The sequence below is a fragment of the Streptomyces sp. NBC_01341 genome (assembly GCF_035946055.1).
Lineage (GTDB): Bacteria > Actinomycetota > Actinomycetes > Streptomycetales > Streptomycetaceae > Streptomyces.
This window is the reverse complement of the sequence record NZ_CP108364.1, coordinates 5,954,162-5,979,377: the sequence shown is the minus strand read 5'-3', so window position 1 is coordinate 5,979,377 and position 25,216 is coordinate 5,954,162. Positions and strand designations below refer to the sequence as shown.

20 protein-coding genes, 1 tRNA gene and 1 pseudogene are annotated in these 25,216 nt (G+C 71.3%); 11 read left to right on the top strand and 11 right to left on the bottom strand.

Annotated features, from left to right (window positions below):
- Window positions 1-16: 16 nt before the first annotated feature.
- Window positions 17-3,529 (bottom strand): methionine synthase, encoded by a 3,513-nt coding sequence (metH, locus tag OG206_RS26325; RefSeq protein ID WP_327120291.1) that lies wholly within the window; start codon window positions 3,527-3,529, stop codon window positions 17-19.
- Between the two features lie 238 nt (window positions 3,530-3,767).
- Between metH and OG206_RS26320 the strand changes: the two genes are divergently transcribed.
- The 6 genes and pseudogenes from OG206_RS26320 to OG206_RS26295 all read left to right on the top strand — a co-directional run bounded on the left by OG206_RS26320 (window position 3,768) and on the right by OG206_RS26295 (window position 10,781).
- Window positions 3,768-4,532 carry an IclR family transcriptional regulator gene (locus tag OG206_RS26320; protein ID WP_327120289.1) on the top strand — a complete coding sequence of 255 codons (765 nt, stop codon included), beginning with the start codon at window positions 3,768-3,770 and terminating at the stop codon, window positions 4,530-4,532.
- 263 nt (window positions 4,533-4,795) lie between these two features.
- Window positions 4,796-5,587: an MIP/aquaporin family protein gene (locus OG206_RS26315; protein WP_327120287.1), complete on the top strand. Its 792-nt coding sequence runs from the start codon at window positions 4,796-4,798 to the stop codon at window positions 5,585-5,587.
- A 39-nt stretch (window positions 5,588-5,626) separates the two neighbouring features.
- Entirely contained in the window at window positions 5,627-7,156 is a 1,530-nt protein-coding gene (gene glpK, locus OG206_RS26310) for a glycerol kinase GlpK (RefSeq protein WP_327120285.1), read from the top strand.
- A 13-nt stretch (window positions 7,157-7,169) separates the two neighbouring features.
- Window positions 7,170-8,777, top strand: coding sequence for a glycerol-3-phosphate dehydrogenase/oxidase (locus tag OG206_RS26305; protein ID WP_327120283.1), 1,608 nt, complete (start codon window positions 7,170-7,172; stop codon window positions 8,775-8,777).
- Between the two features lie 186 nt (window positions 8,778-8,963).
- Window positions 8,964-9,521: pseudogene (locus OG206_RS26300) on the top strand (LLM class flavin-dependent oxidoreductase); the annotation flags it as partial.
- 228 nt (window positions 9,522-9,749) lie between these two features.
- Window positions 9,750-10,781, top strand: a complete 1,032-nt coding sequence (locus OG206_RS26295) for a PAC2 family protein (protein ID WP_327120281.1) — start codon at window positions 9,750-9,752, stop codon at window positions 10,779-10,781.
- Between the two features lie 108 nt (window positions 10,782-10,889).
- Here the strand turns inward: OG206_RS26295 and mshC are convergent, their stop codons facing one another.
- The 4 genes from mshC to OG206_RS26275 all read right to left on the bottom strand — a co-directional run bounded on the left by mshC (window position 10,890) and on the right by OG206_RS26275 (window position 14,556).
- Window positions 10,890-12,119, bottom strand: a complete 1,230-nt coding sequence (gene mshC, locus OG206_RS26290) for a cysteine--1-D-myo-inosityl 2-amino-2-deoxy-alpha-D-glucopyranoside ligase (RefSeq protein ID WP_327120279.1) — start codon at window positions 12,117-12,119, stop codon at window positions 10,890-10,892.
- Window positions 12,120-12,326: 207 nt separating this feature from the next.
- Complete coding sequence (locus OG206_RS26285) at window positions 12,327-13,187, bottom strand: SCO1664 family protein (RefSeq protein ID WP_327120277.1); 861 nt, start codon at window positions 13,185-13,187, stop codon at window positions 12,327-12,329.
- The gene (locus tag OG206_RS26280) at window positions 13,151-13,741 is read right to left on the bottom strand and encodes a DUF3090 domain-containing protein (protein WP_327120275.1); all 591 of its coding nucleotides are present in this window, start codon (window positions 13,739-13,741) and stop codon (window positions 13,151-13,153) included. Before OG206_RS26280 ends, OG206_RS26285 begins: the two co-directional genes overlap by 37 nt.
- Before the next feature lie 104 nt (window positions 13,742-13,845).
- On the bottom strand, window positions 13,846-14,556 hold the full coding sequence (locus OG206_RS26275; RefSeq protein ID WP_327120273.1) for a histidine phosphatase family protein: 711 nt from the start codon (window positions 14,554-14,556) through the stop codon (window positions 13,846-13,848).
- Between the two features lie 44 nt (window positions 14,557-14,600).
- Here OG206_RS26275 and corA point away from each other — a divergent pair, with 44 nt between their 5' ends.
- Window positions 14,601-15,596 (top strand): magnesium/cobalt transporter CorA, encoded by a 996-nt coding sequence (gene corA / locus OG206_RS26270; RefSeq protein WP_327120271.1) that lies wholly within the window; start codon window positions 14,601-14,603, stop codon window positions 15,594-15,596.
- Window positions 15,597-15,610: 14 nt separating this feature from the next.
- On the opposite strand, the gene OG206_RS26265 is transcribed toward corA, so the two are convergent.
- Together OG206_RS26265 and OG206_RS26260 are read right to left on the bottom strand one after the other, a co-directional pair.
- Window positions 15,611-16,399: a ferritin-like domain-containing protein gene (locus OG206_RS26265; RefSeq protein WP_327120269.1), complete on the bottom strand. Its 789-nt coding sequence runs from the start codon at window positions 16,397-16,399 to the stop codon at window positions 15,611-15,613.
- 265 nt (window positions 16,400-16,664) lie between these two features.
- Window positions 16,665-17,717 carry an LLM class F420-dependent oxidoreductase gene (locus OG206_RS26260; RefSeq protein WP_327120267.1) on the bottom strand — a complete coding sequence of 351 codons (1,053 nt, stop codon included), beginning with the start codon at window positions 17,715-17,717 and terminating at the stop codon, window positions 16,665-16,667.
- A gap of 143 nt (window positions 17,718-17,860) precedes the next feature.
- Here OG206_RS26260 and OG206_RS26255 point away from each other — a divergent pair, with 143 nt between their 5' ends.
- Together OG206_RS26255 and OG206_RS26250 are read left to right on the top strand one after the other, a co-directional pair.
- Window positions 17,861-18,844: an aldo/keto reductase gene (locus OG206_RS26255; RefSeq protein WP_327120265.1), complete on the top strand. Its 984-nt coding sequence runs from the start codon at window positions 17,861-17,863 to the stop codon at window positions 18,842-18,844.
- Window positions 18,841-21,168 (top strand): ATP-dependent RecD-like DNA helicase, encoded by a 2,328-nt coding sequence (locus tag OG206_RS26250; RefSeq protein ID WP_327120263.1) that lies wholly within the window; start codon window positions 18,841-18,843, stop codon window positions 21,166-21,168. Before OG206_RS26255 ends, OG206_RS26250 begins: the two co-directional genes overlap by 4 nt.
- A 119-nt stretch (window positions 21,169-21,287) precedes the next feature.
- Here OG206_RS26250 and OG206_RS26245 read toward each other — a convergent pair whose 3' ends face one another.
- Window positions 21,288-21,950 (bottom strand): hypothetical protein, encoded by a 663-nt coding sequence (locus OG206_RS26245; RefSeq protein ID WP_327120261.1) that lies wholly within the window; start codon window positions 21,948-21,950, stop codon window positions 21,288-21,290.
- A 47-nt stretch (window positions 21,951-21,997) separates the two neighbouring features.
- On the opposite strand from OG206_RS26245, the gene OG206_RS26240 reads away from it, so the two are divergent.
- Window positions 21,998-22,186: a DUF5703 family protein gene (locus OG206_RS26240; RefSeq protein ID WP_327120259.1), complete on the top strand. Its 189-nt coding sequence runs from the start codon at window positions 21,998-22,000 to the stop codon at window positions 22,184-22,186.
- A gap of 58 nt (window positions 22,187-22,244) precedes the next feature.
- Here OG206_RS26240 and OG206_RS26235 read toward each other — a convergent pair whose 3' ends face one another.
- From OG206_RS26235 to OG206_RS26225, 3 genes are all read right to left on the bottom strand, one after another.
- Complete coding sequence (locus tag OG206_RS26235) at window positions 22,245-23,009, bottom strand: chaplin (protein WP_327120257.1); 765 nt, start codon at window positions 23,007-23,009, stop codon at window positions 22,245-22,247.
- 136 nt (window positions 23,010-23,145) lie between these two features.
- Window positions 23,146-23,379, bottom strand: coding sequence for a chaplin ChpH (gene chpH / locus OG206_RS26230; RefSeq protein ID WP_073751329.1), 234 nt, complete (start codon window positions 23,377-23,379; stop codon window positions 23,146-23,148).
- Window positions 23,380-23,525: 146 nt separating this feature from the next.
- Window positions 23,526-24,860: a M20/M25/M40 family metallo-hydrolase gene (locus OG206_RS26225; RefSeq protein WP_327120253.1), complete on the bottom strand. Its 1,335-nt coding sequence runs from the start codon at window positions 24,858-24,860 to the stop codon at window positions 23,526-23,528.
- A 182-nt stretch (window positions 24,861-25,042) separates the two neighbouring features.
- On the opposite strand from OG206_RS26225, the gene OG206_RS26220 reads away from it, so the two are divergent.
- Window positions 25,043-25,130 (top strand) — tRNA-Leu (locus tag OG206_RS26220).
- Window positions 25,131-25,216: the final 86 nt, after the last annotated feature.

The following is a 25,216-nucleotide window of genomic DNA, read 5'->3' as shown; positions in this document are numbered from 1 at the left end:
GAACGAGAGGCCCTGGCTACCGTGCGTTGAAGTACTTCGCCTCGGGGTGGTGGATGACGATGGCGTCCGTGGACTGCTCGGGGTGCAGCTGGAACTCCTCGGAGAGCTTGACCCCGATCCGTTCGGGCTCGAGGAGCTGGGCGATCTTCGCCCGGTCCTCCAGGTCGGGGCAGGCACCGTAGCCCAGGGAGAAGCGGGCACCCCGGTACTTCAGCGCGAACATGTCCTCGACGTCCGACGGGTCCTCGCCCGCGAAACCGAGCTCGCTGCGGACCCGCGCGTGCCAGTACTCGGCGAGGGCTTCGGCCAGCTGCACGGACAGGCCGTGCAGCTCCAGGTAGTCGCGGTAGGAGTTGGCCTCGAAGAGCTCGGCGGTGGCCCCGCCGATCTTCGAGCCGACGGTGACGACCTGAAGTCCGATCACGTCCGTCTCCCCCGACTCCTCGGGACGGAAGAAGTCCGCGAGGCAGAGACGGCGGCCGCGGCGCTGGCGCGGGAAGGTGAAGCGGGTGCGCTCGGATCCGTCCTCGTGCAGGAGGATCAGGTCGTCGCCCTTGGACACGCAGGGGAAGTAGCCGTAGACGACGGCGGCTTCGAGCAGGTTCTCGGTGTGGAGCTTGTCGAGCCAGCCGCGCAGGTGCGGGCGTCCCTCCGTCTCCACGAGCTCCTCGTACGTCGGTCCGTCGCCGGCGCGGGCCTGCTTGAGGCCCCACTGGCCCTTGAAGAGCGCGCCCTCGTCCAGCCAGGAGGCGTACTCCTTGAGCTGGATGCCCTTGACGACCCGGGTGCCCCAGAAGGGCGGCTCCGGGACCGGGTTGGTGACGGAGACGTCGGAGCGCACGCCCTCCTCGGGCACCTCCGCCTCTGCCGCCGGGGTGTCCCGCTTGGGCACCCTGCGCTGCTTCAGCTCGGGGAGGACGGCGCCGGGAACGCCGCGCTTGACCGCGACGAGAGCGTCCATCAGGCGGAGGCCCTCGAACGCGTCTCGGGCGTAGCGGACCTCGCCCTCGTAGATCTCGTGGAGGTCCTGTTCGACGTAGGCCCGGGTGAGGGCCGCACCGCCGAGGATCACCGGGTAGTCGGCCGCCAGCTTGCGCTGGTTCAGCTCCTCCAGGTTCTCCTTCATGATCACGGTGGACTTCACGAGCAGACCGGACATGCCGATGACGTCGGCCCGGTGCTCCTGGGCGGCGTCCAGGATGGCGGAGACCGGCTGCTTGATGCCCAGGTTCACGACGTTGAAGCCGTTGTTGGACAGGATGATGTCGACCAGGTTCTTGCCGATGTCGTGGACGTCGCCGCGGACGGTGGCCAGCACGATCGTGCCCTTGCCCTCGTCGTCCGACTTCTCCATGTGCGGCTCCAGGTGGGCCACCGCGGTCTTCATGACCTCGGCGGACTGGAGCACGAAGGGCAGCTGCATCTGGCCGGAACCGAAGAGCTCGCCGACGACCTTCATGCCCGCCAGGAGGGTGTCGTTCACGATCTCGAGTGCGGGCCTGGTCAGCAGCGCCTCGTCGAGGTCGGCCTCCAGGCCGTTCTTCTCGCCGTCGATGATGCGGCGCTGGAGCCGCTCCTCCAGCGGCAGAGCCTTCAGCTCCTCGGCCCTGCCCTGCTTCATCGACTTGGTGTTGACGCCCTCGAAGAGCTCCATGAGCCGCTGCAGGGGGTCGTAGCCCTCCGCCCGGCGGTCGTGGATCAGGTCGAGCGCGACCTTGACCTGCTCCTCCTCCAGCCGGGCGATCGGAAGGATCTTGGAGGCGTGCACGATCGCGGAGTCGAGCCCGGCCTTGACACACTCGTCCAGGAACACGGAGTTCAGCACGATGCGGGCGGCCGGGTTCAGGCCGAAGGAGATGTTGGACAGGCCCAGCGTCGTCTGCACGTCGGGGTGGCGCCGCTTCAGCTCACGGATCGCGCCGATCGTCGCGATGCCGTCCTTGCGGGACTCCTCCTGACCGGTGCAGATCGTGAAGGTCAGACAGTCGATCAGGATGTCGGACTCGTGGAATCCCCAGTTGGTGGTGAGGTCCTCGATGAGCCGCTCGGCGATGGCGACCTTGTGCTCGACGGTGCGGGCCTGGCCCTCCTCGTCGATGGTCAGCGCGATCAGCGCCGCGCCGTGTTCGGCGGCCAGCGCGCTGACCTGGGCGAAGCGCGACTCCGGGCCGTCCCCGTCCTCGTAGTTGACGGAGTTGAGCACGGCGCGGCCGCCGAGCTTCTCCAGGCCCGCCCGCAGCACGGGCACCTCGGTGGAGTCGAGGACGATGGGCAGGGTGGAGGCGGTGGCGAAGCGGCCGGCCAGCTCCTCCATGTCGGCGACGCCGTCGCGGCCCACGTAGTCGACGCAGAGGTCGAGCATGTGGGCGCCCTCCCGGATCTGGTCGCGGGCCATCTCCACGCAGTCGTCCCAGCGCGCTTCGAGCATGGCCTCACGGAACTTCTTCGATCCGTTGGCGTTCGTGCGTTCACCGATCGCGAGGTACGAGGTGTCCTGGCGGAACGGGACGGTCTGGTAGAGCGAGGCCGCGCCGGGCTCGGGGCGCGGCTCGCGGGCCGACGGAGCCGCGCCGCGCACCCGCTCGACGAGTTGGCGCAGGTGTTCCGGCGTCGTACCGCAGCAGCCGCCGACGAGGGAGAGCCCGTACTCCTGGACGAAGGTCTCCTGGGCGTCGGCGAGACCCTCGGCGTCGAGCGGGAAGTGGGCGCCGTCCTTCGTGAGCACCGGCAGGCCGGCGTTCGGCATGCAGAGGAGCGGGATGCGGGAGTGGCGTGTGAGGTACCGCAGGTGCTCGCTCATCTCGGCGGGGCCGGTCGAGCAGTTCAGGCCGATCATGTCGACGCCGAGCGGTTCGAGCGCGGTCAGCGCGGCCCCGATCTCGGAGCCGAGCAGCATGGTGCCCGTGGTCTCGAAGGCCAGCGAGCACAGCACCAGGAGGTCACTGCCGGTGGCCTCCAGGGCGCGCCGGGCGCCGAGGACGGCCGCCTTGGTCTGGAGCAGGTCCTGGGTGGTCTCGATGATGAGCGCGTCCGCGCCGCCGGCGATCAGGCCCTCGGCGTTCTGCTGGAAGCCGTCGCGCAGGACCGTGTAGGGGGCGTGGCCGAGCGTCGGCAGCTTGGTGCCGGGGCCGATGGAACCGAGCACCCAGCGCTGCTGTCCGGTGGACTCGGTGAACCGGTCGGCGACCTCGCGGGCGATGCGGGCGCCCGATTCGGACAGCTCGTGGATCCGTCCGGGGATGTCGTACTCGCCCAGGGCGGAGGCGTTGGCTCCGAAGGTGTTGGTCTCGACGCAGTCGACACCGACCGCGAAGTACTCCTCGTGGACCGAGCGGACGATGTCGGGGCGCGTGACGTTCAGGATCTCGTTGCAGCCTTCGAGGTTCTCGAAGTCCTCGAGTGTCGGGTCCTGGGCCTGGAGCATGGTGCCCATGGCACCGTCGGCCACCACCACGCGGGTGGCGAGCGCCTCGCGGAGCGCTGCGGCCCGGTTCCGGCTGTCAGCTGAGGGGGTCGGCAACGAGGCCATGGATGTTCTCCCTGGGATGCGACGGCTGTCGGCTTTGCGCCCATCTGCGGAGAGGGCACGCGGCCAGCGTAGCCGGGCGGGCCCGGGGCGGTCGCCGTGTCCCACGGGCCGGACTGCATGCTGTGCGGTGAGCGGGCCCGCTCACGCGGTGACGGAGAATGTTCGCGCGACCGGACAGAGGTCGACATCGACCGATAGTGTTCAGCATTGTCGAACCGAGGTGGAGGAGTACGGCGCGATGGCGAAGAACATCCAGTCGCTGGAGCGGGCAGCGGCGATGCTGCGCCTGCTGGCGGGCGGCGAGCGTCGGCTCGGGCTGTCCGACATCTCGTCCTCCCTCGGTCTGGCCAAGGGCACCGCGCACGGCATCCTGCGCACCCTCCAGCACGAGGGCTTCGTCGAGCAGGACTCCGCGTCCGGCCGCTACCAGCTCGGCGCGGAGCTGCTCCGGCTGGGCAACAGCTACCTCGACGTGCACGAACTGCGCGCCCGCGCGCTGGTGTGGACCGACGATCTGGCCCGGTCGAGCGGCGAGAGCGTGCACCTGGGCGTGCTGCACCAGCACGGCGTCCTGATCGTCCACCACGTGTTCCGCCCCGACGACAGCCGGCAGGTGCTGGAGGTCGGCGCCATGCAGCCCCTGCACTCCACCGCCCTGGGCAAGGTGATCGCGGCCTACGACCCCGTCGGGCACAGCGAGGCCACCGAGGTCGAGCGCAGGTCCTTCACGCCCCGCACCGTCACCGGTGACGAGGAGTTCGAGTCGATGCTCGACCTGATCCGGGCACAGGGCTGGGCGGCGGACGTGGAGGAGACCTGGGAGGGCGTGGCCGCGGTGGCCGCCCCCGTCCACGACCGCCGCAGGATGCCGGTCGGGGCCGTGGCGGTGACCGGGGCGGTCGAGCGGGTCTGCGTGGGCGGCGAAATGCGCCCCGAGCTCGTCGCGGCGGTCCGGGACTGCGCCCGCGCCGTCTCCAGGGACCTGGGCGCCGGACGCTTCTGAGCCCGACCCGCGACCTCGGTAACGATACGAGTCCCGCGTCACACACCCCTTGACTCGCTCCCTGTCGGGGAGAAACATTGCCGTTCACCGGTCGGCATTGCCGAACACATAACGGCAATACGCGTTAGAGTGTGACAGTGCCGAGGGCCGGTCAAGCCCTACAGGTGAGTAGCCGCCGTCAGACGGATACCCACCTGGGGCGCGATCCACCGGAGGGACCCGGTGTTTCGCCTTCCCCTGGACGAAGGACAAAGGAGTCGCGGGTGTCCAGCTCCGACATCTTCATCGGCGAGACCATCGGTACCGCCATACTCATCCTGCTCGGCGGCGGTGTCTGTGCCGCTGTCACGCTCAAGCGATCCAAAGCGCAGAACGCCGGCTGGCTGGCCATCACCTTCGGGTGGGGCTTCGCCGTGCTGACCGGCGCCTACATAGCCTCCGGCGTGTCCGGCGCCCACCTCAATCCGGCCGTCACGATCGGCCTCGCCATCCAGGGGGGCACCCCCTGGAGCGATGTGCCCCTGTACCTCGGCTCCCAGCTGCTGGGGGCCATGATCGGTGCCGTACTCGTCTGGGCCGCCTACTACGGACAGTTCCACGCGCATCTCACCGATCCCGAGATCGTTCGGAACCAGCCGGCCGAGGAAGGCCTGGTCGACCAGAAGACCGCGCCGAAGGCGGGCCCCGTGCTCGGCGTCTTCAGCACCGGCCCGGAGATCCGCAACGGCCTGCAGAACGTCGTCACGGAGATCATCGCCACCTTCGTGCTGATCCTGGCGATCCTGACCCAGGGCCTCAATGACGAGGGCAACGGCCTCGGCGTGCTCGGCGCCCTGATCACCTCGCTGGTGGTCGTCGGTATCGGCCTGTCGCTCGGCGGTCCGACCGGCTACGCCGTCAACCCGGTGCGCGACCTCGGTCCGCGGATCGTGCACGCGTTGCTGCCGCTTCCGAACAAGGGCGGTTCGGACTGGGGCTACGTCTGGGTACCGGTGGTAGGACCGCTCATCGGGGCCGCGCTCGCGGGCGGTCTCTACAACCTCGCCTTCGCCTGAGCCAGACCCGCCCACCACACAGACTTCCGGGAGCACACCGTGACCGACGCACACACCACCGGGCCGTTCATCGCGGCCATCGACCAGGGCACCACGTCCAGCCGCTGCATCGTCTTCGACAAGGACGGCCGGATCGTCTCCGTCGACCAGAAGGAGCACGAACAGATCTTCCCCAAGCCGGGCTGGGTGGAGCACGACGCGACGGAGATCTGGGAGAACGTCCAGGAGGTCGTCGCCGGGGCCATCGTCAAGGCCGGCATCACCTCCGCCGACGTCAAGGCGATCGGCATCACCAACCAGCGCGAGACCACCCTGCTCTGGGACAAGAACACCGGCGAGCCCGTCCACAACGCCCTCGTCTGGCAGGACACCCGCACCGACGCGCTCTGCCGGGAGCTCGGCCGCAACGTCGGCCAGGACCGCTTCCGCCGCGAGACCGGGCTGCCGCTGGCGTCCTACTTCGCCGGGCCGAAGGTCCGCTGGCTGCTGGACAACGTCGAGGGGCTGCGTGAGCGCGCCGAGCGGGGCGACATCCTCTTCGGCACCATGGACTCCTGGGTCATCTGGAACCTGACCGGCGGCACCGACGGCGGCGTCCACGTCACCGACGTCACCAACGCCTCGCGCACCCTCCTGATGAACCTGCACACGATGCAGTGGGACGACAAGATCGTCCAGTCGCTGGAGATCCCGTCGGCCGTCCTGCCGGAGATCCGGTCCTCCGCCGAGGTCTACGGCAACGCCAAGGGCGGCGTCCTCGACGGCGTCCCGGTCGCCTCCGCGCTCGGCGACCAGCAGGCGGCGCTGTTCGGCCAGACGTGTTTCGCCCAGGGCGAGGCCAAGTCCACGTACGGCACCGGCACGTTCATGCTGATGAACACCGGCCATACCCCGGTGAACTCGTACAACGGGCTGCTGACGACCGTCGGGTACCGGATCGGCGACCAGAAGGCGGTGTACGCCCTCGAAGGCTCCATCGCCGTCACCGGCTCGCTGGTGCAGTGGATGCGCGACCAGATGGGCCTGATCAAGTCCGCGGCGGAGATCGAGACGCTCGCCTCGTCCGTCGAGGACAACGGCGGCGCGTACTTCGTGCCCGCGTTCTCCGGTCTGTTCGCGCCGTACTGGCGTCCCGACGCCCGCGGCGTCATCGCCGGTCTCACCCGCTACGTCACCAAGGCGCACATCGCCCGTGCCGTGCTCGAGGCCACCGCCTGGCAGACCCGCGAGATCAGCGACGCCATGACCAAGGACTCCGGCGTCGAGCTGACCGCACTCAAGGTCGACGGCGGAATGACCTCCAACAACCTGCTGATGCAGACCCTCTCCGACTTCCTGGACGCGCCCGTGGTGCGCCCCATGGTCGCCGAGACCACCTGCCTCGGCGCCGCCTACGCCGCCGGTCTCGCCGTCGGCTTCTGGCCGGACACCGACGCACTGCGCGCCAACTGGCGCCGGGCCGCCGAGTGGACACCCCGCATGGACGCGGCCACGCGTGACCGTGAATACAAGAGCTGGCTCAAGGCCGTCGAACGGACCATGGGCTGGATCGAGGACGAAGAGAGCTAGAGGAGCAAACGACATGACCACCCTGCAGAGCGTCCCCGCCCTCGGGACGCATCCGGCCTCCGGCTCCCTCCCGAGCCGCGCCGAGACCCGGGAGCGGCTTTCCAAGGCGACGTACGACCTCCTGGTGATCGGCGGCGGCATCCTGGGCATCTCCACCGCCTGGCATGCGGCGCAGTCCGGACTGCGGGTGGCCCTGGTGGACGCCGGCGACTTCGCCGGCGCCACCTCGTCCGCCTCGTCCAAGCTGCTCCACGGCGGTCTGCGCTACCTGCAGACCGGCGCGGTGAAGCTGGTCGCGGAGAACCACTTCGAGCGGCGTGCCGTCTCGCGTCAGGTAGCCCCGCACCTGGCCAACCCGCTCACCTTCTACCTGCCGGTCTACAAGGGCGGCCCGCACGGCGCCGCGAAGCTCGGCGCGGGCGTCTTCGCCTACTCGGCGCTGTCCGCCTTCGGTGACGGCGTCGGCCACGTGATCAGTCCGGCCCGCGCCCGGCGCGACGTGCCCGAGCTGCGCACGGACAACCTGAAGGCCGTCGCCGTCTACGGCGACGACCAGATGAACGACGCCCGCATGGCGCTGATGACCGTGCGCGCGGCGGTCGACGCCGGTGCCGAGGTTCTCAACCACGCCGCCGTCACCGGACTGCGCTTCACCAGGGGCCGGGTGACCGGCGCCGAGCTGAAGGACCGTCAGGACGGCACGGAGTTCGGCATCGACGCGCGGCTGGTGCTCAACGCCACCGGGCCGTGGGTCGACCACCTGCGGAAGCTGGAGGACCCGAACGCGGCGCCCTCCATACGCCTGTCCAAGGGCGCCCACCTGGTGCTGAAGCGCACCCGCCCGTGGAAGGCGGCACTGGCGACGCCGATCGACAAGTACCGCATCACGTTCGCCCTGCCGTGGGAGGACATGCTCCTGCTCGGCACGACGGACGAGGAGTACGAGGGCGACCCGGCCGACGTCTCGGTCACCGAGAAGGACACGGCGCAGATCCTTGACGAGGCGGCCTTCTCGGTCCGCGACCAGCAGCTGTCACGGGACCTGATCACGTACTCCTTCGCGGGCCTGCGGGTGCTGCCGGGCGGACCCGGGGACACCTCCAAGGCGAAGCGCGAGACGGTCGTGACGGAGGGCCGGGGCGGCATGCTGTCGGTCGCCGGCGGCAAGTGGACCACGTTCCGCCACATCGGCCGTACGGTGATGAACAAGCTGGCCGAGCTGCCCGGGCATCCCCTCTCCGAGGACATGGAGCCCATGGCGCGCCTGCCGAGGAAGATGCCGCTGCCCGGTATCGCGAACCCGAACGCGGTCGCCCACAGGCTGCTCGCCGGCGGGACGCCGGGGCCGGGGATGTCCGCAGACACCGCGCGGCACCTCGCGACCCACTACGGCTCGCTCTCCTTCGACATCGCGCGGCTGGCGGACGAGGACCCGGCGCTCGCCGAGCGCATCCACCCCGACGCCCCGGAGATCTGGGCGCAGGTGGCCTACGCGCGCGACCGCGAGTGGGCGGAGACCGCTGAGGATGTGCTGCGGCGCCGGACGACGCTGACGATCCGTGGTCTCGCGACCGACGACATCCGGACGCGGGTCGAGGACATGCTGGCCGAAGGGCGCTGACGGCACGGCACACGCGACAGGGGCGGACTCCCGGGACCGGGGGGCCGCCCCTGCGGCGTACCCGCTCCACGACCTCGCGTGGAGCCGGGGACGTGCCACGCCGCCGCCATACGGGCGCAACGTGGCGCGGGGAGAGTGGAGGGATGTCCGGACGGCGCCGCCGGCTGTGGGCTGCGGCCGGCCGCGGTGCCCGACGGCTTCGGTACGCCGGACTCCCCTGCCACCGAAGGAACGAGTGTTGCGAGATTCTCCGTACTCTCCCTCGTCGGACATGCCCCGCATCCGCTGACCGGCGAACTGCACCCGGTCGCGGACCGGTTCCACGAGGTGATCGAGACCGGTGTGGCGGCGGAGGGGCTCGGCTTCGACGCCTACGCCGTCGGTGAGCGGCACGCCGGACCGTTCCTCTCCTCCAGTCCGGGCGTGGTGCTGGGCGCGCCAGCCGCCCGCACCACCACCATCCGGCTGCTGACCGGGGTCACGGTCGTCGCGATCCTCGATCCGGTGCGGGTCGCGGAGGACTTCGCGACCCTCGACCAGATAGCGCGGGGCCGGGTCGAGCTCGTCGTCGGCAAGGGCGCGGAGGCGGGCCACTTCAGCCTGTTCGGTCTGGACGAGGCGCGGCAGTGGGACCTGCAGAGGGAGAAGTACGAGCTGCTGAGGCGGCTGCGGTCCGAGGAGGGGGTCGACTGGGAGGGCGAGTTCCGGCCGGGGCGACGCGGCGGAGCCGGTGGATCCCGTCCGCGGAGTCCGGCCCACCCGAGACGATCATGTCCTTGACACCCTCGACCGCTTCGTCGGTGACGCGCGTACTCCGGTCGTCCCGGCGGACTTCGGCCGGGACGGACCACCACGGCTCGGGTGGATCACGCAGTGGCACGGATCGCCACCGCATGCAAACGGGCTGCTGCCCGGGGACCCGGAAGTCGTAAGGTTGGTCCGTACACAAGGGAACTTGGGAAGGAGGCCTGGGTGATCGAGCTCGAGGGGGTACCCGAGCTGATCGACCCGGTCATGGTGGCCGCGTTCGAAGGCTGGAACGACGCGGGTGACGCCGCCTCCACCGCGGTCGGACATCTGGACCGGGAATGGAAGGGCGAGGTTTTCGCGGCGCTCGACGCCGAGGACTACTACGACTTCCAGGTCAATCGCCCCACGGTGTGGCTGGACGGTGGCTCGCGCAAGATCACCTGGCCCACCACGCGGCTCTCCGTGGTCCGGATCGGCGGGGAGAAACCCCGCGATCTGGTGCTGGTCCGAGGGATCGAACCCTCCATGCGCTGGCGCTCGTTCTGCAACGAGATCCTGGGTTTCGCGCATGAGCTGGGTGTCGAGATGGTCGTGATCCTGGGGGCACTGCTCGGCGACACCCCGCACACGCGGCCGGTGCCCGTCAGCGGTGTCACCTCGGACCCGGACCTGGCCAGGACGATGGACCTGGAGGAGACCCGGTACGAGGGCCCGACCGGCATCGTGGGCATCCTCCAGGAAGCATGTACGCACGCGGGGGTGCCCGCCGTGAGCCTGTGGGCGGCGGTGCCCCACTACGTGTCGCAGCCGCCGAACCCCAAGGCGACGCTGGCGCTCCTGAACCGGCTGGAGGACCTGCTCGGACTGCGGATCCCGCTGGGCGAACTGCCCGAGGACGCCCGCGCCTGGCAGCTCGGGGTCGATCAGCTGGCCTCCGAGGACAGCGAGGTGGCGGAGTACGTGCAGACCCTCGAGGAGGCGCGCGACACCGCCGAACTGCCGGAGGCGTCCGGCGAGGCCATCGCCCGGGAGTTCGAGCGGTATCTCCGGCGCAGGGACGTCGGCGGTCCGGGTCAGGCGCCCGGCGGGCACGCGACGGAGAGCGGCGACGCACCGTACCTGCGGGACACCTCCGGCGGGCGTACCCGGCCGCCCAAGCCGCAGCGTCCCGACAAGGGGCGGCCCAAGGACACCGACGGGGGCACACCCGGCGACCCGCCGTCCGGGCCGGACGAGGATCCCTCGGACGGCTGACCGCCGTTCTGCCGGAGCGATCGGCCCCACCCCGGCGGCCTGGACAGGAGACGGCCCCGGGCCCCGCGATCTCTCGCGGGGCCCGGGGCCGTCTCGCCGGCCGGCGGGTTACAGCGCGACGCCGAGGAGTGCGTCCACGGTGCGGGAGACGACGCCGGGCGCGCCCTCGTCCGTGCCCCCCTCGGCGTTCTGCCGGGCCGCCCACCGGTCCACGGCGGCAAGGGCGGCCGGGGCGTCCAGGTCGTCGGCCAGTGCCTCCCGGACCTCCTCGACCAGGGCTTCCGCGGAGTGTCCGTCGGGCCGGGAGACTGCGGCACGCCACCGCGCCAGGCGCTCGACCGCGTCGGCGAGCACCTGGTCCGTCCACTCCCAGTCGGACCGGTAGTGGTGCGCGAGCAGGGAGAGCCTGATCGCCGCGGGGTCGACGTCGTCCCGGCGCAGCGCCGAGACGAAGACCAGGTTGCCCTTGGACTTGGACATCTTCTCGCCGCCGAGGGCGACCATGCCGGCGTGTACGTAGGCGCGGGCGAACGGGTGCTCGCCCGTCAGCACCTGGGCGTGCGAAGCGCCCATCTCGTGGTGCGGGAAGGCCAGGTCGGAACCGCCGCCCTGGACGTCGAAGCTCATGCCGAGGTGGTCCAGCGCGATCGCGACGCACTCGATGTGCCAGCCGGGCCTGCCGCGGCCGAGCGTGCCCCCGTCCCAGCTCGGCTCGCCCTCGCGGGCGGCCATCCACAGCATCGGGTCGAGCGGGTTCTTCTTGCCGGGGCGCTCCGGGTCACCGCCGCGCTCGGCGGAGAGCAGGCGCATCGCCTCGGCGTCGAGACCGGAGACCTCGCCGAAGTGGGGGTCGCTCTCGACCGAGAAGTACACGTCGCCGTCGAGTTCGTAGGCGGCGCCCGCGTCCCGGAGGCGTTCGACGAGCGGGACGATGCCGGGTATCGCCTCCACCGCCCCGATGTAGTGCTTCGGGGGGAGCATGCGCAGAGCGGTCATGTCCTCCCGGAAGAGGGTCGTCTCGCGCTCCGCGAGTTCGGTCCAGTCCTCGCCGTCGCGCACGGCCCGCTCCAGCAGCGGATCATCCACGTCGGTCACGTTCTGGACGTAGTGAACCTGCCGCTTGGTGTCGAGCCACACGCGCTGAACGAGGTCGAACGCGTTGTAGGTCGCCGCATGACCCATGTGGGTCGCGTCGTACGGCGTGATGCCGCAGACGTAGATGCGGGCGACGGGACCGGGGTCAAGGGTGATCCGTCCGCCGGTCGCGGTGTCGTGGATCCGAAGGTCGCGGCCCTTGCCAGGCAGGGCGGGGACCTCAGAAGCGGGCCAGGCATGCATGTCATGAGCGTAACCGGACGACGCTTCCGGATACGAACCGGATGACGGATCGTGGCCGAAGAGGCGGTCTTGCGCGAAACGCCGCCGTCGGCTGCCCCTCGTCCGCGGCGCCTCCCGGCGTGGGTTCCGCCGGCCGCGGCACGGCGCCCGCCGGACGGGCCCGGGAGGGCTGCCGTCCGGCGGTGGGCCGCGTGGGGACGTCGGCCGTCAGACCGGGGGCCACGGGATCGCGGGCCACTCACCGCTGGGCTGCGGATGGCGCCCGGACGTGCGCAGGGCGTCCACCCGGGCCCGCAGGGCGTCGAGTTCCGCGGGCGTGATCAGTTCCGCCAGCCGGGTGGCGAGCGCCGTACCGGGTGCCAGGCCGGCGGAGAGCACGCCGAGCACGTCCACGGCCTCCGCCGTAAGCGGCTCACCCGCCCATCCCCACAGCAGGGTCCGCAGCTTGTCGTCCGCGTTGAAGGTGACACCGTGGTCGATGCCGTACAGCCGGCCGCCGGGCGCCGGCAGCAGGTGCCCGCCCTTGCGGTCCCCGTTGTTGATCACGGCGTCCAACACGGCGAGGCGGCGGAGCCGGGGGTCGTCGGCGTGCACCAGCAACGCGGTCCGCCCCTCCCCCACCTCGGCGAATCCCACCGCCTTCCAGCCGTCGTCCGGCTCCTCGCCCTCGACGAGCGCGAGCAGCGGCGGCAGGCCGTGGGCCTGGCCGGCGTCACCGTCCGCGGTCTCCTCCGCCTCGATCCACAGCTGGCACATCCCCTCGCCGTAGGGGCCCTCGCGCAGCACCGTGGGGGGCACGAGGCCCCAGCCGGTGGCTTCGGAGACCTCGTAGGCCGCGACCTCGCGCCGGGCGAGGTTGCCGTCGGGGAAGTCCCACAGCGGCTGCTCCCCGGCGACCGGTTTGTAGACGCAGGTGCGTTCCTCGCCGTCGTACGCCACCATGCAGTAGAGCACCGCGTTCGACGCGCCCCTGACCTGCCCGAGGACCGTGAGCTCCCCCTCGGTGAGCAGGGTGCGCAGCCCGGCCTCCGTCAGGCCCCGCGACGGTATCCGTTCTGGCGCGGGCATACGTGTCCTTCCGGGTCGAGGGGGAGGCTGCACAGCGGGCAGGGCGGGCGGCCCGCGTTCACGACGTCCAGGGCCCGCTTGGCGAAGGCCCGCGCCTGCGCGCCGCTCAGCCGTACGCGGAGCATCGGCGGGCCGTTCTCCTCGTCCTGCAGGAGCCTTTCCTCGGCTTCGGCGAGGTCGTCGTCGGAGTCGGCGTCCAGCTCGACGAGGGCCTGCGCCTCGACGATCATGCGCTGCTCGTCGCCGTCCCAGGCGAGCGCCATCGTGCCGACCCTGAACTCCTCCTCCACGGGGGCGTCCAGCGGGGCGGTGTCGGCGACGTCCGTGGGTGCCACGGCCGGCACGGGTGAGTTGCCGCCGGTCCGCCGGACGACCTCGTCGAGGAGTTCGTCGATCCGTTCGGCCAACGCGGCGACCTGGGTCTTCTCCAGGGCCACGCTCGTGACCCGTCCGCTCGAGGTCGCCTGCAGGAAAAACGTACGGCGGCCAGGCAGCCCGACCGTACCGGCCACGAAACGGTCCGGGGGGTCGTAGAGGAACACCTGACGGGACACGTCCTGTCTCCCTTGAATGTGATGGCGAATGGGGGTCGGCCCCGGGCCCTGCGGGATTCACCCACGAGGCCGCTACGGCGCGTCCACCCTACTGCGCCGAGCGATCACGGCGCCCCAGCGCCGCCGCCGACGGCCGCGTCCGTCGTCGTGTCACCCGCCGCGTCGGCCCCGAGTGCCTGCTCGCGGGGCGCGAGGGACGCGAGGTCGCCGGTGTCGCCGAGGCGGAGCAGGAAGGGCCGCAGGCGGGTGTAGCGGATCGCGGTGACCGAGCACGGGTCCGCGTGGACGCGCTGGAAGAGATCGAGGTGCATGCCGAGGGCGTCGGCGACGATCGCCTTGATGATGTCGCCGTGCGAGCACATGACGTAGGTGGCGTCCTCGCCGTGCTCGGCCTCGATGCGGTCGTTCCACTCACGCACCGCCTCGACGGCCCGGGTCTGCATGCCGCGCATCGACTCGCCGCCGGGGAACGCCGCGGCGGAGGGGTGCTGCTGGACGACCTTCATCAGGGGTTCGTCGGAGAGTTCGGCCAGCTTGCGGCCCGACCACTCCCCGTAGTCGCACTCGCTGATCCGGTCCTCCGTGTGCGACACGAGGTCCGGGCGGGCGTCCAGGAGCGGCTGGAGGGTTTCGCGGCAGCGCTGCAGAGGGCTGCTGACGGCTGCCGCGAGGGCGATGCCGGACAGCCTGCCGGGCAGGGCGGCGGCCTGGGCGGCGCCGCGTTCGTCGAGGGAGACCCCCGGAGTCCGTCCGGCGAGCACTCCGGCGGTGTTGGCGGTCGAGCGTCCATGGCGTACGAGGATGAGCGTGGGCATGCCTGCCAGCGTAAAGGTGCGTGGAAGCACGCGGGCGGGGAAGAATGCCGCAAGTGATCGTCGACTGCCGAATTTACCGGGACGGGCGCAGGACCGATGGTCCCGCCGACTTCTCCGATGCCCTGGACGAGGCGCGGGCTGCGGGCGACGCGTTCGTCTGGATCGGGCTGCACGAGCCGACGGCGGAGGAGTTCGAACACGTCACCAGTGAGTTCGCGCTGCACCCCCTGGCCGTCGAGGACGCCCTGCGCGCCCATCAGCGGCCCAAGCTGGAGATCTACGACGACTCCCTGTTCGTGGTCATCAAGCCGGTGGTCTACGAGCAGGAGAGCGACACCGTGAGCGCCGGGGAGCTCATGCTGTTCATAGGGGATTCCTTCGTCGTCACGGTGCGGCACGGGGAAGGCGCGCCGCTGGCTGCCGTACGGCGTCGTCTGGAGGCGGAGCCCGAGGTCCTCAGGCACGGGCCCACGTCGGTGCTGTACGCGGTCAGCGACGCGGTGGTCGACCACTACATCGAGGTCGCCGCCGAGCTCCAGGTCGACCTGGAGGAGCTGGAGGCCCAGGTGTTCGCACCGACCGGCTCGCGCGACACCACGAACACGGCCGCGGCCATCTACACGTTCAAGCGGCAGGTACTGGAGTTCCGCAGGGCGACCAACCCGCTGAGCGGCCCGATGGCCCGGCTCTCCGGCGCGGGTGTGCCGTTCGTCGACGCCGGATCGCAGCCGTTCTTCCGCGACGTGAACGACCACCTGACCCGTGCCGTCGAACACGTGGAGGGCCTGGACCGGCTGCTCTCGGACATCCTCTCGGCGCACCTGGCGCAGGTCGGTGTGCGGCAGAACGACGACATGAGGAAGATCTCGGCCTGGGCCGCCATGGCCGCGGTGCCGACCCTGGTGGCGGGCATCTACGGCATGAACTTCGAGCACATGCCCGAGCTCGACCAGGTGTGGACCTATCCGACGGTGATCGCGTTGATGGGCGTCGCGGTCTTCAGCCTGTACCGCATGTTCAAGCGGCGTGGCTGGATGTAGGCACGTCGCGGCCCTCAGGCGAACTCGGTCTCCGGGACGGCCGGGGCGCCCAGCGCGTCACGCAGCACGGGCTGGCGCAGGCTCACCATCCGCTGCCAGCCCACCAGCCGCTCGTACGCGTACATCGCGTGGATGCCGGCGGTCAGCAGCGTGCTCTTGGCGCGGGACCAGCGCAGGACCTCGCCCATGTGACGCATCACGGCGAGGCTGACGTCGCGGTAGACGCGGATCTCCGCGTGGGCGCACTCCCGCAGGACGGACTGGATCGTCCGGCCGTGTCCGGCCCGGGCGAAGCGGAGGAGTTCCTCGTGGCAGTACGCGAGGTGGTTGTCCTCGTCGCGCGAGATCATCCTCACGGCGCGGCCGAGCACCGGGTGCTCGGAGAAGTGCCGCAGCAGGAGCCGCATCTGTTCGGAGGCCCGCTGCTCGGTGACCCTGCTGTGGGCCAGGTAGACGATGATGTCCCGTTCGGTGAGGGGCTCCTCGCGGCTGAGCCGCTCATGGGCCAGGCCGATGCCGTGACGCTCCAGCAGGAGGGTGTAGTCGGTCTCGTAGGGCACCGACACGAGCTGGAGTCCGCGTTGTTTCAGCAGCGCGTTGAAGATCCGGCCGTGCTTGTCCTCGTCGGCACCGTGCCGGGCGACCTTGGGGGCGAGCTCACTCAGTCCCGGGGGCACCAGGGCGGCGATGCGCCCGTTCTCCCAGCCGCCCTGGGCCTCCCCGCCCGCGGCGATCGAGCAGAACAGCCGGAAGGACTCGTCGTTGTCGAGGATCTCCTGGAACAGACTCTTTGCCGAGAGCATCACTGCCACCTTTCGCACCGGTGTCCGCAGAGACACAGTCAAATTCGGTACGGCCCGGTAGGCAACACGAGCGGGGCGGGGCAGGGCCGAACGGGCGCCGTAGGCCTCCCGGACCGGCTGCGGCTCCCCGGGAGGGGTACGGGGCGTAACCGGGAGCGGCGCGACGCGTTGTTCCCCGTGACGGCCGTGGCGGGGAGGACCCCCCGAGCCCCCACCACGGCCGTAGTGCTCCCCTCCCGTGCCGTGTCCGGAGGGTTCTGCTCCGTTACGCCGCGACGCCGGAACGCTCCAGGGCGTCGGTGCCCGCCCGCAGGGCCGCGAGGCGCTCGTCGAGCGTGAAGCCGGCGGGAGCGAGGGTCAGCGTCGTGACGCCGGCCTCGGCGTAGGCCCGCATCCGGTCGGCGATCCGCTCGACCGAGCCGAGCAGCGTGGTCTGGTCGATGAGCTGGTGCGGCACGGCTGCCGCCGCGCCGGCCTTGTCGCCGGACAGGTACTTGTCCTGGATCTCGGCCGCTTCCTTCTCGTACCCCATGCGCTGGGCGAGCTGGTTGTAGAAGTTCTGCTTGCGGCTGCCCATGCCGCCGACGTAGAGCGCGGTGTAGGGGCGGAACATGTCGGCGAGGCCGTTGATGTCGTCACCGATCGCCAGGGGGAGGGTCGGACAGACGTCGAACCCGTCCATCGTCTTCCCGGCCTTCTCCCGTCCGGCCCGCAGGTGCTTGATCGCCATCTCCTCGATGTGCTCGGCGGACGGGAAGATCAGGAGGGCTCCATCGGCGATCTCGCCGGTCTGCTCCAGGTTCTTGGGGCCGATCGCGGCGATGTACAGCGGGATGTGCTCGCGCTGCGGGTGGACGGTCAGCTTGATGGGCTTGCCGGGGCCGTCGGGCAGCGGCAGGGTCCAGTGCTCACCCTCGTAGGACAGCCGCTCGCGGGACATGGCCCGGCGCACGATCTCGACGTACTCGCGCGTGCGGGCCAGCGGCTTGTCGAACTTGACGCCGTACCAGCCCTCCGAGACCTGCGGTCCCGAGACGCCGAGCCCCAGGCGGAAGCGGCCCCCGGAGAGGGAGTCGAGCGTGGCGGCCGTCATGGCCGTCATCGCGGGCTGGCGGGCCGGGATCTGCATGATGGCGGAGCCGACGTCGATGGACTCGGTCCGGGCGGCGACCCAGGCAAGCACCGTCGGTACGTCGGAGCCATAGGCCTCGGCGGCCCAGCAGACGTCGTAGCCGAGCCGGTCCGCCTCCTGGGCGACGGCGAGGTTGTCGCCGTCCATGCCCGCACCCCAGTAACCGAGATTGATGCCGAGCCGCATAGCCACGCTCCCTCTACTGATCAGTAACGTTCCTGTGCCCGGGACTCTAGCGCGGGGGGCCGGAATCCGGCAGGCTCGCCCCCGGGCGCAGGTTGTCCACAGGCTTCCACCGGCCGGGGCCCCGGCCAGTAACCTCAGCGCCCATGGAGCAGAGGCATCTCGGCCGAACCGGCCTTCGCGTGTCCCGTATCGGGCTGGGCACCCTCACCTGGGGCCGGGACACCGACGAGCACGACGCCGCCGACCAGCTCAAGGCCTTCTGGGACGTCGGCGGCACCCTGGTGGACACCGCCGACGTCTACGCCGACGGGGAGGCCGAGTACCTGCTGGGCCGCCTTCTGGACAAGCTGGTGCCCCGGCAGGATCTGGTCATCTCGACCAAGGCGGGCAGCGTGGCCGACCCCTACCGGCGCGTCGACGGCTCGCGGGGACATCTTCTCGCCGCACTGGACGCGTCCCTGAGGCGGCTCGGGACGGACTACGTCGACCTGTGGCAGATCCACGCGTTCGACCCCGTGACCCCGCTGGAGGAGACCCTGCAGGCGCTCGACCTCGCGGTGTCGTCGGGACGCGTGCGGTACGCGGGTGTCTCCGACTTCAGCGGCTGGCAACTGGCCAAGGCCGCGACCTGGCAGCTCGCCGCGCCCGGGGTGCGCACCCGGCTGGCGTGCACCCAGATGGAGTATTCGCTGGTCCAGCGGGGCGTCGAACGGGAGGTGCTGCCTGCGGCACTGGATCTCGGGGTGGGGCTCCTTCCGTCGTCGCCCCTGGGCCGCGGGGTCCTGACGGGCAAGTACCGCACCGGCACCCCGTCGGACTCCCGGGGCGCCTCGGAGCAGCTCGCTCCGTTCGTCGAGCCGTATCTCGACGATCCGGCGCGCCGGATCGTGGATGCGGTGGCCACAGCGGCCGACGGCCTCTCCACGACGCCTCTGCAGGTCGCCCTGGCCTGGGTGCGCGACCGGCCGGGAGTGGTGGCGCCGGTCGTCGGCGCGCGCAACGCGCGGCAGCTGACCGAGGCGTTGTCAGTGGAGGCGCTTAGTCTTCCTGACGAGATCTGCCAGGCGCTCGACGATGTGTCGGCGCCCGTGCACCGCTATCCCGACCAGGACTGGAGCACGCTGTGACTGCGCTTCCCCGGGGAGAATCCCCGGACCCCGCCGCCGAGGACGACGAGGGCCGCGAGGACATCGGCGCCGCGGCCGCGGACGGTTCGGCCGGCGAGCACGGCACCGAGGCCGCGGACGGCGCGGACGCACCGCAGGACACCGGCGCAAGCCAGGACGCGGAAGAGACGCAGGCCACGCGGGACGCCGATGCCGGTGAGGGCCCGGAGCCCGTGGGAGACGCCGATGCGGACGGGGCGGCCGCCCAGGACACCGCGCAGGCGTCACAGACGCCCGAGCTGTCGGAGGCCGCGGCCGAGCTGGCCGCGCAGCGCGAGCTGCGCCTGCGGATCGAGCAGCGCAAGGCCGGGAAGGACGGCCCCATCGCCGCGGGTGCCAAGCTGAGCGGCCCGGCCGCCGATCTGCTCGCTGCCGTGCGCGCCGTGGAGAGCGGCGAGAAGCCGGGCACCGCCTTCTTCGACTCGCCCGCGTCCGCCCCGGCGCCCCGCAGGGCGTCCCCGCAGGCCGCCCCCGCGCCCGCCCGTGGGGCCACGGCCCCCGAACAGCCCACCGCACGGGGGGCGTCCCCGGAGGCCGCCGCCTCGGCCGCGACGGTACTCGCCGAGGGAGGGGCCCCCGAGGCACTGGCGCGTCCCGCGGCCTCGGTTCTCGGCGAGCAGGCGGCCGTGATCCTCCGGGAGGACCCCTGGCAACTGCTGTCGCTGCCCGGTGTCCGCCCGGAGCAGGCGGACGCTTTCGCCCGGGCGCTGCTGGGCGGGGAGTGCGGCCCCGACGACGAGAGGCGCACTGCGGCGCTCGTCGGCTGGCTGCTGGAGCGTGCGGCGCTGCGGGGACACACGGCCCTGGATGCCGCCGAGGTGCGTACGGCGCTGTCCGGGTTCGCGGTGACCGACCCCGGCGCGGCCGTCCAGCACGCGGTGGCCGAGGGCGTCGTGCTGGTCTTCCAGGACGGCGACGACGGCGCGGCGGAGGAAGCGGCCGGTCAGCAGGAGGACGCCGTGGAGGACTCCGAGGGCGGACCGGAAGCAGGGGCGGAGGACGAGGCGCCGGTGCTCGTCCTGCTCGGCCTCGACCGGTACGCGCTGGCCGAGGAGAGCCTCGCCGACGGCCTGGCCCGGCTGGTCAACTCCGTGGAGAAGGGCGCCGACTGGGCGGAGGCCGCCACCGGCGCCCCCTCGCCTTCGGCGGCCGAGCTGATCCGGACCGTCGCGACCGCGGGCCTGGTCGCGCACAGCGGAGGCGAGAGCGCCAGGGCCGAGCCCGCGGCCCTGATCGCCGCCGCTCGCGGTCTCGGGCTGCGTGCCGTGGGCACCACCCACAGCGTCGACGGTCTCCACCGGCTGGCGGCGGCCGTGGGTGACCCGCAGGCAGTGGTCACCCTCTCCGCCCTGCTCTCCGGCGAGGCCGGTCCCGGGCGCGAGGCGGACGGTGCGTTCGCCGTCGACCTGCTGGTGGTGCTGGACGCCCCGCAGCTCGACGTGGAGACGGCCGCGATGCTGGTGGAGTCCCTCGCCGACGGCACACGGCTCGTGCTGAGCGGTGATCCGGGGGTCCTGGCATCCGCGGGAGCCGGTCGTGTGTTCGCGGACGTGATCGCTGCGCGCGCCTGCCCGCACGTCGTCTCGCGCACGCCCGATCCCGGGCCGATCGGCGAGCTGGTCTCGGGCATCGGCATCGGGGAGCTCGCGCAGGTCGAGGCGCCGGGCAGGGAAGTGGTGATCGTGCCCGTACGCGACGCGGGAGAGGCGGTCCACCGCACGGTGCAGCTCGTCGCCGACTCGGTACCGCGCGCCCTCGGCGTGCCGTCCTCCGACACGCAGGTCATCACCGTCGGGCACGGTGGCTCCGCGGGGACGACAGCGCTGAACGCGGCACTCAAGCAGCGGCTCAATCCGGGGCCGGGGCGGTTCGGGGGCTTCGATCCGGGCGACCGCGTGGTCCATGTACCGGCACCGGGGAGGGCGGTGCCGGGCTCCGTAGTCTCGGCCGACGCCGAGGGCCTGCACCTGGACTGCTCCGGCGCCCCCGTCGTCGTACCGCAGGAACTGGTGGAGACGGCGGTACGCCACGGCTGGGCGCTCAGCGCCCACCAGGCGGCGGGGATGCGGTGGCCGGCGGCCGTCGTCGTCCTGCCGGGCGACGCGGCGGGAGGGCTGAGCCGGCCCTGGGTGTACACCGCGTTCAGCAGGGGCGAGCGGCATCTGTCCGTGGTCCACGGCGTGGACCAGGCCCTGCCCCGCGCGGTCGCGGAGGTCTCCGCCCAGGAGCGGACGACGAGGTTGCGTCCCCTGCTGGAGGCGCTGCCGACACCGGACGCCTCGTAGCGCGGGGGCGGCCCCGCCGTCTTCGCGGACGGTGACGTCCGGGTCCGCCGAACGGCCGGATCACGACGACGGCCCCGGTGCGCCGAGCGCACCGGGGCCGTCGTCCGCTCACTGTGCGGTCAGGCGCGTTCGGGGACGGCGCTGTCCGGCTCGCCGTCCCGCTCGTCCTCCTCGTCGAAGACCGAGCTCACGTCGAAGCGGCACACGACCAGTTCGGGATCGGCGTCCTCGAACGGTGCGCCGAGCCACTCCCCCGCTTCGGGGAGCTCCTCCAGCGCCGAGACCCACAGCGTCGAGTCCCCCTCCTCCAGGCCGAACTCCTTGTGCCGGGAGGCGATCTCGTCCGCCTCGTACTCGCCGAAGAGCACGCCCAGCGCGGCGTGCACACCGGCCCCGACGACGGGGACCGCGTCGCCCTCGTGCCCCTCGGGATCGAGATCCGCGAGACGCTGTGCCTGGGCGAGCAGCCGCGCGGGCTGCGCCACCGCGTAGTCGCGCCTGATCAGCACGCTCAGCGCGTGCGGCTCCTCCGGGCCCGCGTAGGGCGGCAGCGAGTCCTCCGCACCCGGGATCTCGAAGGGGGTGACCTCGTCGTACCGGTCGTAGAGGAATTCGTCGTACACCTCGGCCGCGGCGGCCAGTGCGTTGAATGCGTCGAAGACGGCGGGATCATCGTCCCCGGTACGGCGCTCGACGGCCTCGAGGTGGCGGTCGAGCGCGGCTTTTACCGCATCGGCGGCGGCGCGTACCTCGGCAGCGGTGGGCTGCGCAGCATCAGACATGGGACAGACGCTATCCGTACGGGGGGTCTGCCCGCACAATAGATGCGATGCCGGAATACGAATTTGTCGACGTGTACGTGCCGCGCGGGGTCTCCCGCAAGGATGCGGCCCGCCTGCTGACCGACCACGCCGAGTACGGGCACTGGGAGCTGGACCGGCTGACGCTGCGCCGCGACGGCAGCCGCCGGGTGCGGCTCCGCCGCAGAATCATCCGTCAGCTGCGTCCCACCTGGTAGCGCGGAGCGGGTTCCGCGTGTGCGGAACCCGCTCGTCGCGCCGGTCGTCGTGCCGGTGCTATGCCGCGCTGCGCGAACGCCGGTACAGGACCGTGCCCGCACCGGCGAGCATCATGCCGGCGCTCGCCGGGATCAGCAGGCCCAGGCCGCCGGCACCTGTGTGCGCGAGTTGTTCGCCCGGCACGAGCTGGGGCTCTGGAGCGTGGGGGACGTGCGGGGTGACCGGCGTCCCGGGGGTCTCCGGTGTCTCCGGGACCGTGGGGGGCGGGACTTCCTCGGTGATGTTCTCGCAGTCGTTGCCGAAGACCGGGTTGAGCAGCCCGCCGACGGTGACGCTGTTCCCGCAGAGGTTCACGGGGATCTCCACCGGCGCCTGCACCTGGTTGCCGGACAGGATTCCCGGCGAACCGGTCGTCTCCGCCTGCGCCGAGGTGCCGGAGGCCCGGTGCCTTCCGGTGCCCTCCCCGCTGTGCCGCGTGTCCTGGTGGCCGGACGCCTGGCTGCCCGGACCGTGACCCGGGCCGCCGTCCTCGTGGTGCGAGGAACCGCGTGAGTGACCCCGCGACTGACCGGAATCCGAAGATCCGTTTGCACAGTCGTTTCCGAACGTGGGGTTGAGCAGACCACCGACGTCCACGGAGTTGCCGCACACGTTCACGGGAACGTCGACCGGGACCTGGACCGAGTTCCCGGAGAGCACTCCGGGCGAGTTGGTCGCGGCGCCGGCCGCACCCGCGTCCGCGTGTGCGTAGCCGCCACTGAGCGCGAGCACTCCGCCCGCCGCTGCCATGGTGATCAGGCCTTTACGTGTGACCTGTCGCATAGGTTGCTTTCCTGCCTTCTGCCTAACGAAATGCCCCGGCACGAGCGCGCGGGGCCGAATGCCCAGCGGCCCCGGAGTGCATGGGGCGCACTCCGGGGCCGACCGGACTCAAACCCTTACGGGTTGACGCGCATCGTCACGCGTTGACGCAGGTGTTGCCGAAGGCGGGGTTCAGCAGACCGATCACGGAGATCGTGTTGCCGCACACGTTCACCGGAACGTGAACCGGAACCTGGATGACGTTGCCCGAGAGCACACCGGGGCTGCCGATGGCGGCACCCTGGGCACCGGCGTCGGCGGAAGCCATACCCGCACCAGCGAGCACGAGACCACCGGTAGCAGCCGCGATTGCGACGACCTTCTTGATCATTATTCCTCCTGTGTTGACAAGTGCGGTCCCAGCCGCGGACCGCATCCCGTGTAACGAGGAGGGGGTGAGGGGGCTACGACTGCGCGACCCCTTTCACCCTTTCCGGTGAGGGCCGTACAGGCTGGCGAATTGGGTGGACGGCGGAGTCAGGAGTGGTCGATGAAGCGGTCGAGCACCCGCGCCCCGAAGGTCAGCCCCTCCACCGGAACCCGCTCGTCCACGCCGTGGAACATTCCGGCGAAGTCCAGCTCCGGCGGCAGCTTCAGCGGCGCGAACCCGAAGCAGCGGATGCCCAGGTCGTCGAAGGACTTCGCGTCGGTGCCGCCGGAGAGCATGTACGGCACCGCACGCGCGATCGGGTCCTCGGCCTTGAGCGCGAGCTGGATCGCGTCCACCAGGGAGCCGTCGAAGCTGGTCTCCAGCGCCTTGTCGCCGTGCACGTCCTCGCGCTTCACCCGCGGCCCGAGGATGCGGTCGAGGTCGGCCAGGAACTCCTCCTCGTAACCCGGCAGGAAGCGCCCGTCGACGTGCGCGGTGGCCTGCCCGGGGATCACGTTCACCTTGTAGCCGGCGCCGAGCATGGTGGGGGCGGCGGAGTTGCGCAGGGTCGCGCCGACCATCTTGGCGATACCGCCCAGCTTGGCGAGCGTGGCCTCCATGTCCTCGGGGTCGAGGGGGGTGCCGAGCGCGTCGGACAGCTCGTCGAGGAACGACCGCACGGTCTTGGTCACCCTGACCGGCCACTTGTGGCGGCCGAGCCGGCCGACGGCCTCGCAGAGTTCGGTGATCGCGTTGTCGTTGTTGGTCATCGAGCCGTGACCGGCGGTGCCGTCCACGGTGAGCCGCATCCAGTGCATGCCCTTCTGCGCGGTCTCCACCAGGTAGAGGCGCAGGTTCTCGTTGACGGTGAACGAGAAGCCGCCGACCTCACCGATCGCCTCGGTGACCCCGTCGAAGAGATCACGGTGGTTGTCGACGAGGTGGCGCGCGCCGTACGTGCCTCCCGCCTCCTCGTCCGCGAGGAAGGCCAGCACGATGTCGCGCGGGGGCTTGCGGCCGCTGCGCATCCTGTCGCGTACGACCGCGAGGGTCATCGCGTCCATGTCCTTCATGTCGACCGCGCCGCGGCCCCAGACGCACCCGTCCGCAATCTCCCCGGAGAACGGGTCGTGCGTCCAGTCGGCCGCGTTGGCCGGCACGACGTCCGTGTGCCCGTGGATCAGGAGTGCCGGCCTGGAGGGGTCCTCGCCCTCGATCCGGGCCACGGTGGAGGCCCGGCCCTTGTGGGATTCGAAGATCTCGGGCTCGAGCCCGACCTCGGCGAGCTTCTCCGCGATGTACTCGGCGGCGGCCCGCTCACCGGGGCCCGAGTGGTCTCCGTAGTTGCTGGTGTCGATCCGGATCAGGTCGCGACAGAGGTCGACGACCTCGCTCTCGGCGCTCTCGCCGATGCCGGCCCGGGCCGTGCTGGTCTCGCTCACGCTGGTTCCTTCCACTGTCGCGGTGGTACTCCCTCTCATACTCCCGCGCCCGCGCCTCGCGCCCAAGGCCGCCCGTCGCTCGTCATGTGCCTTTCACAAGCCCGGGGGCGTGATCGAGCACCCCCGAATGTTTGCTATGGTTTTCCACGTCGGAACGGGCGAGGCCCGGGACGGCGCACCCGGTCCGGGTGGCGGAATGGCAGACGCGCTAGCTTGAGGTGCTAGTGCCCTTTATCGGGCGTGGGGGTTCAAGTCCCCCCTCGGACACCAGTGGAAAACCCCCAGGTCATCCTGGGGGTTTTCGCGTTTCCCGTAGTACCCGCGGACGTCCGGGAGGGACATCGCGCGGACTCCGG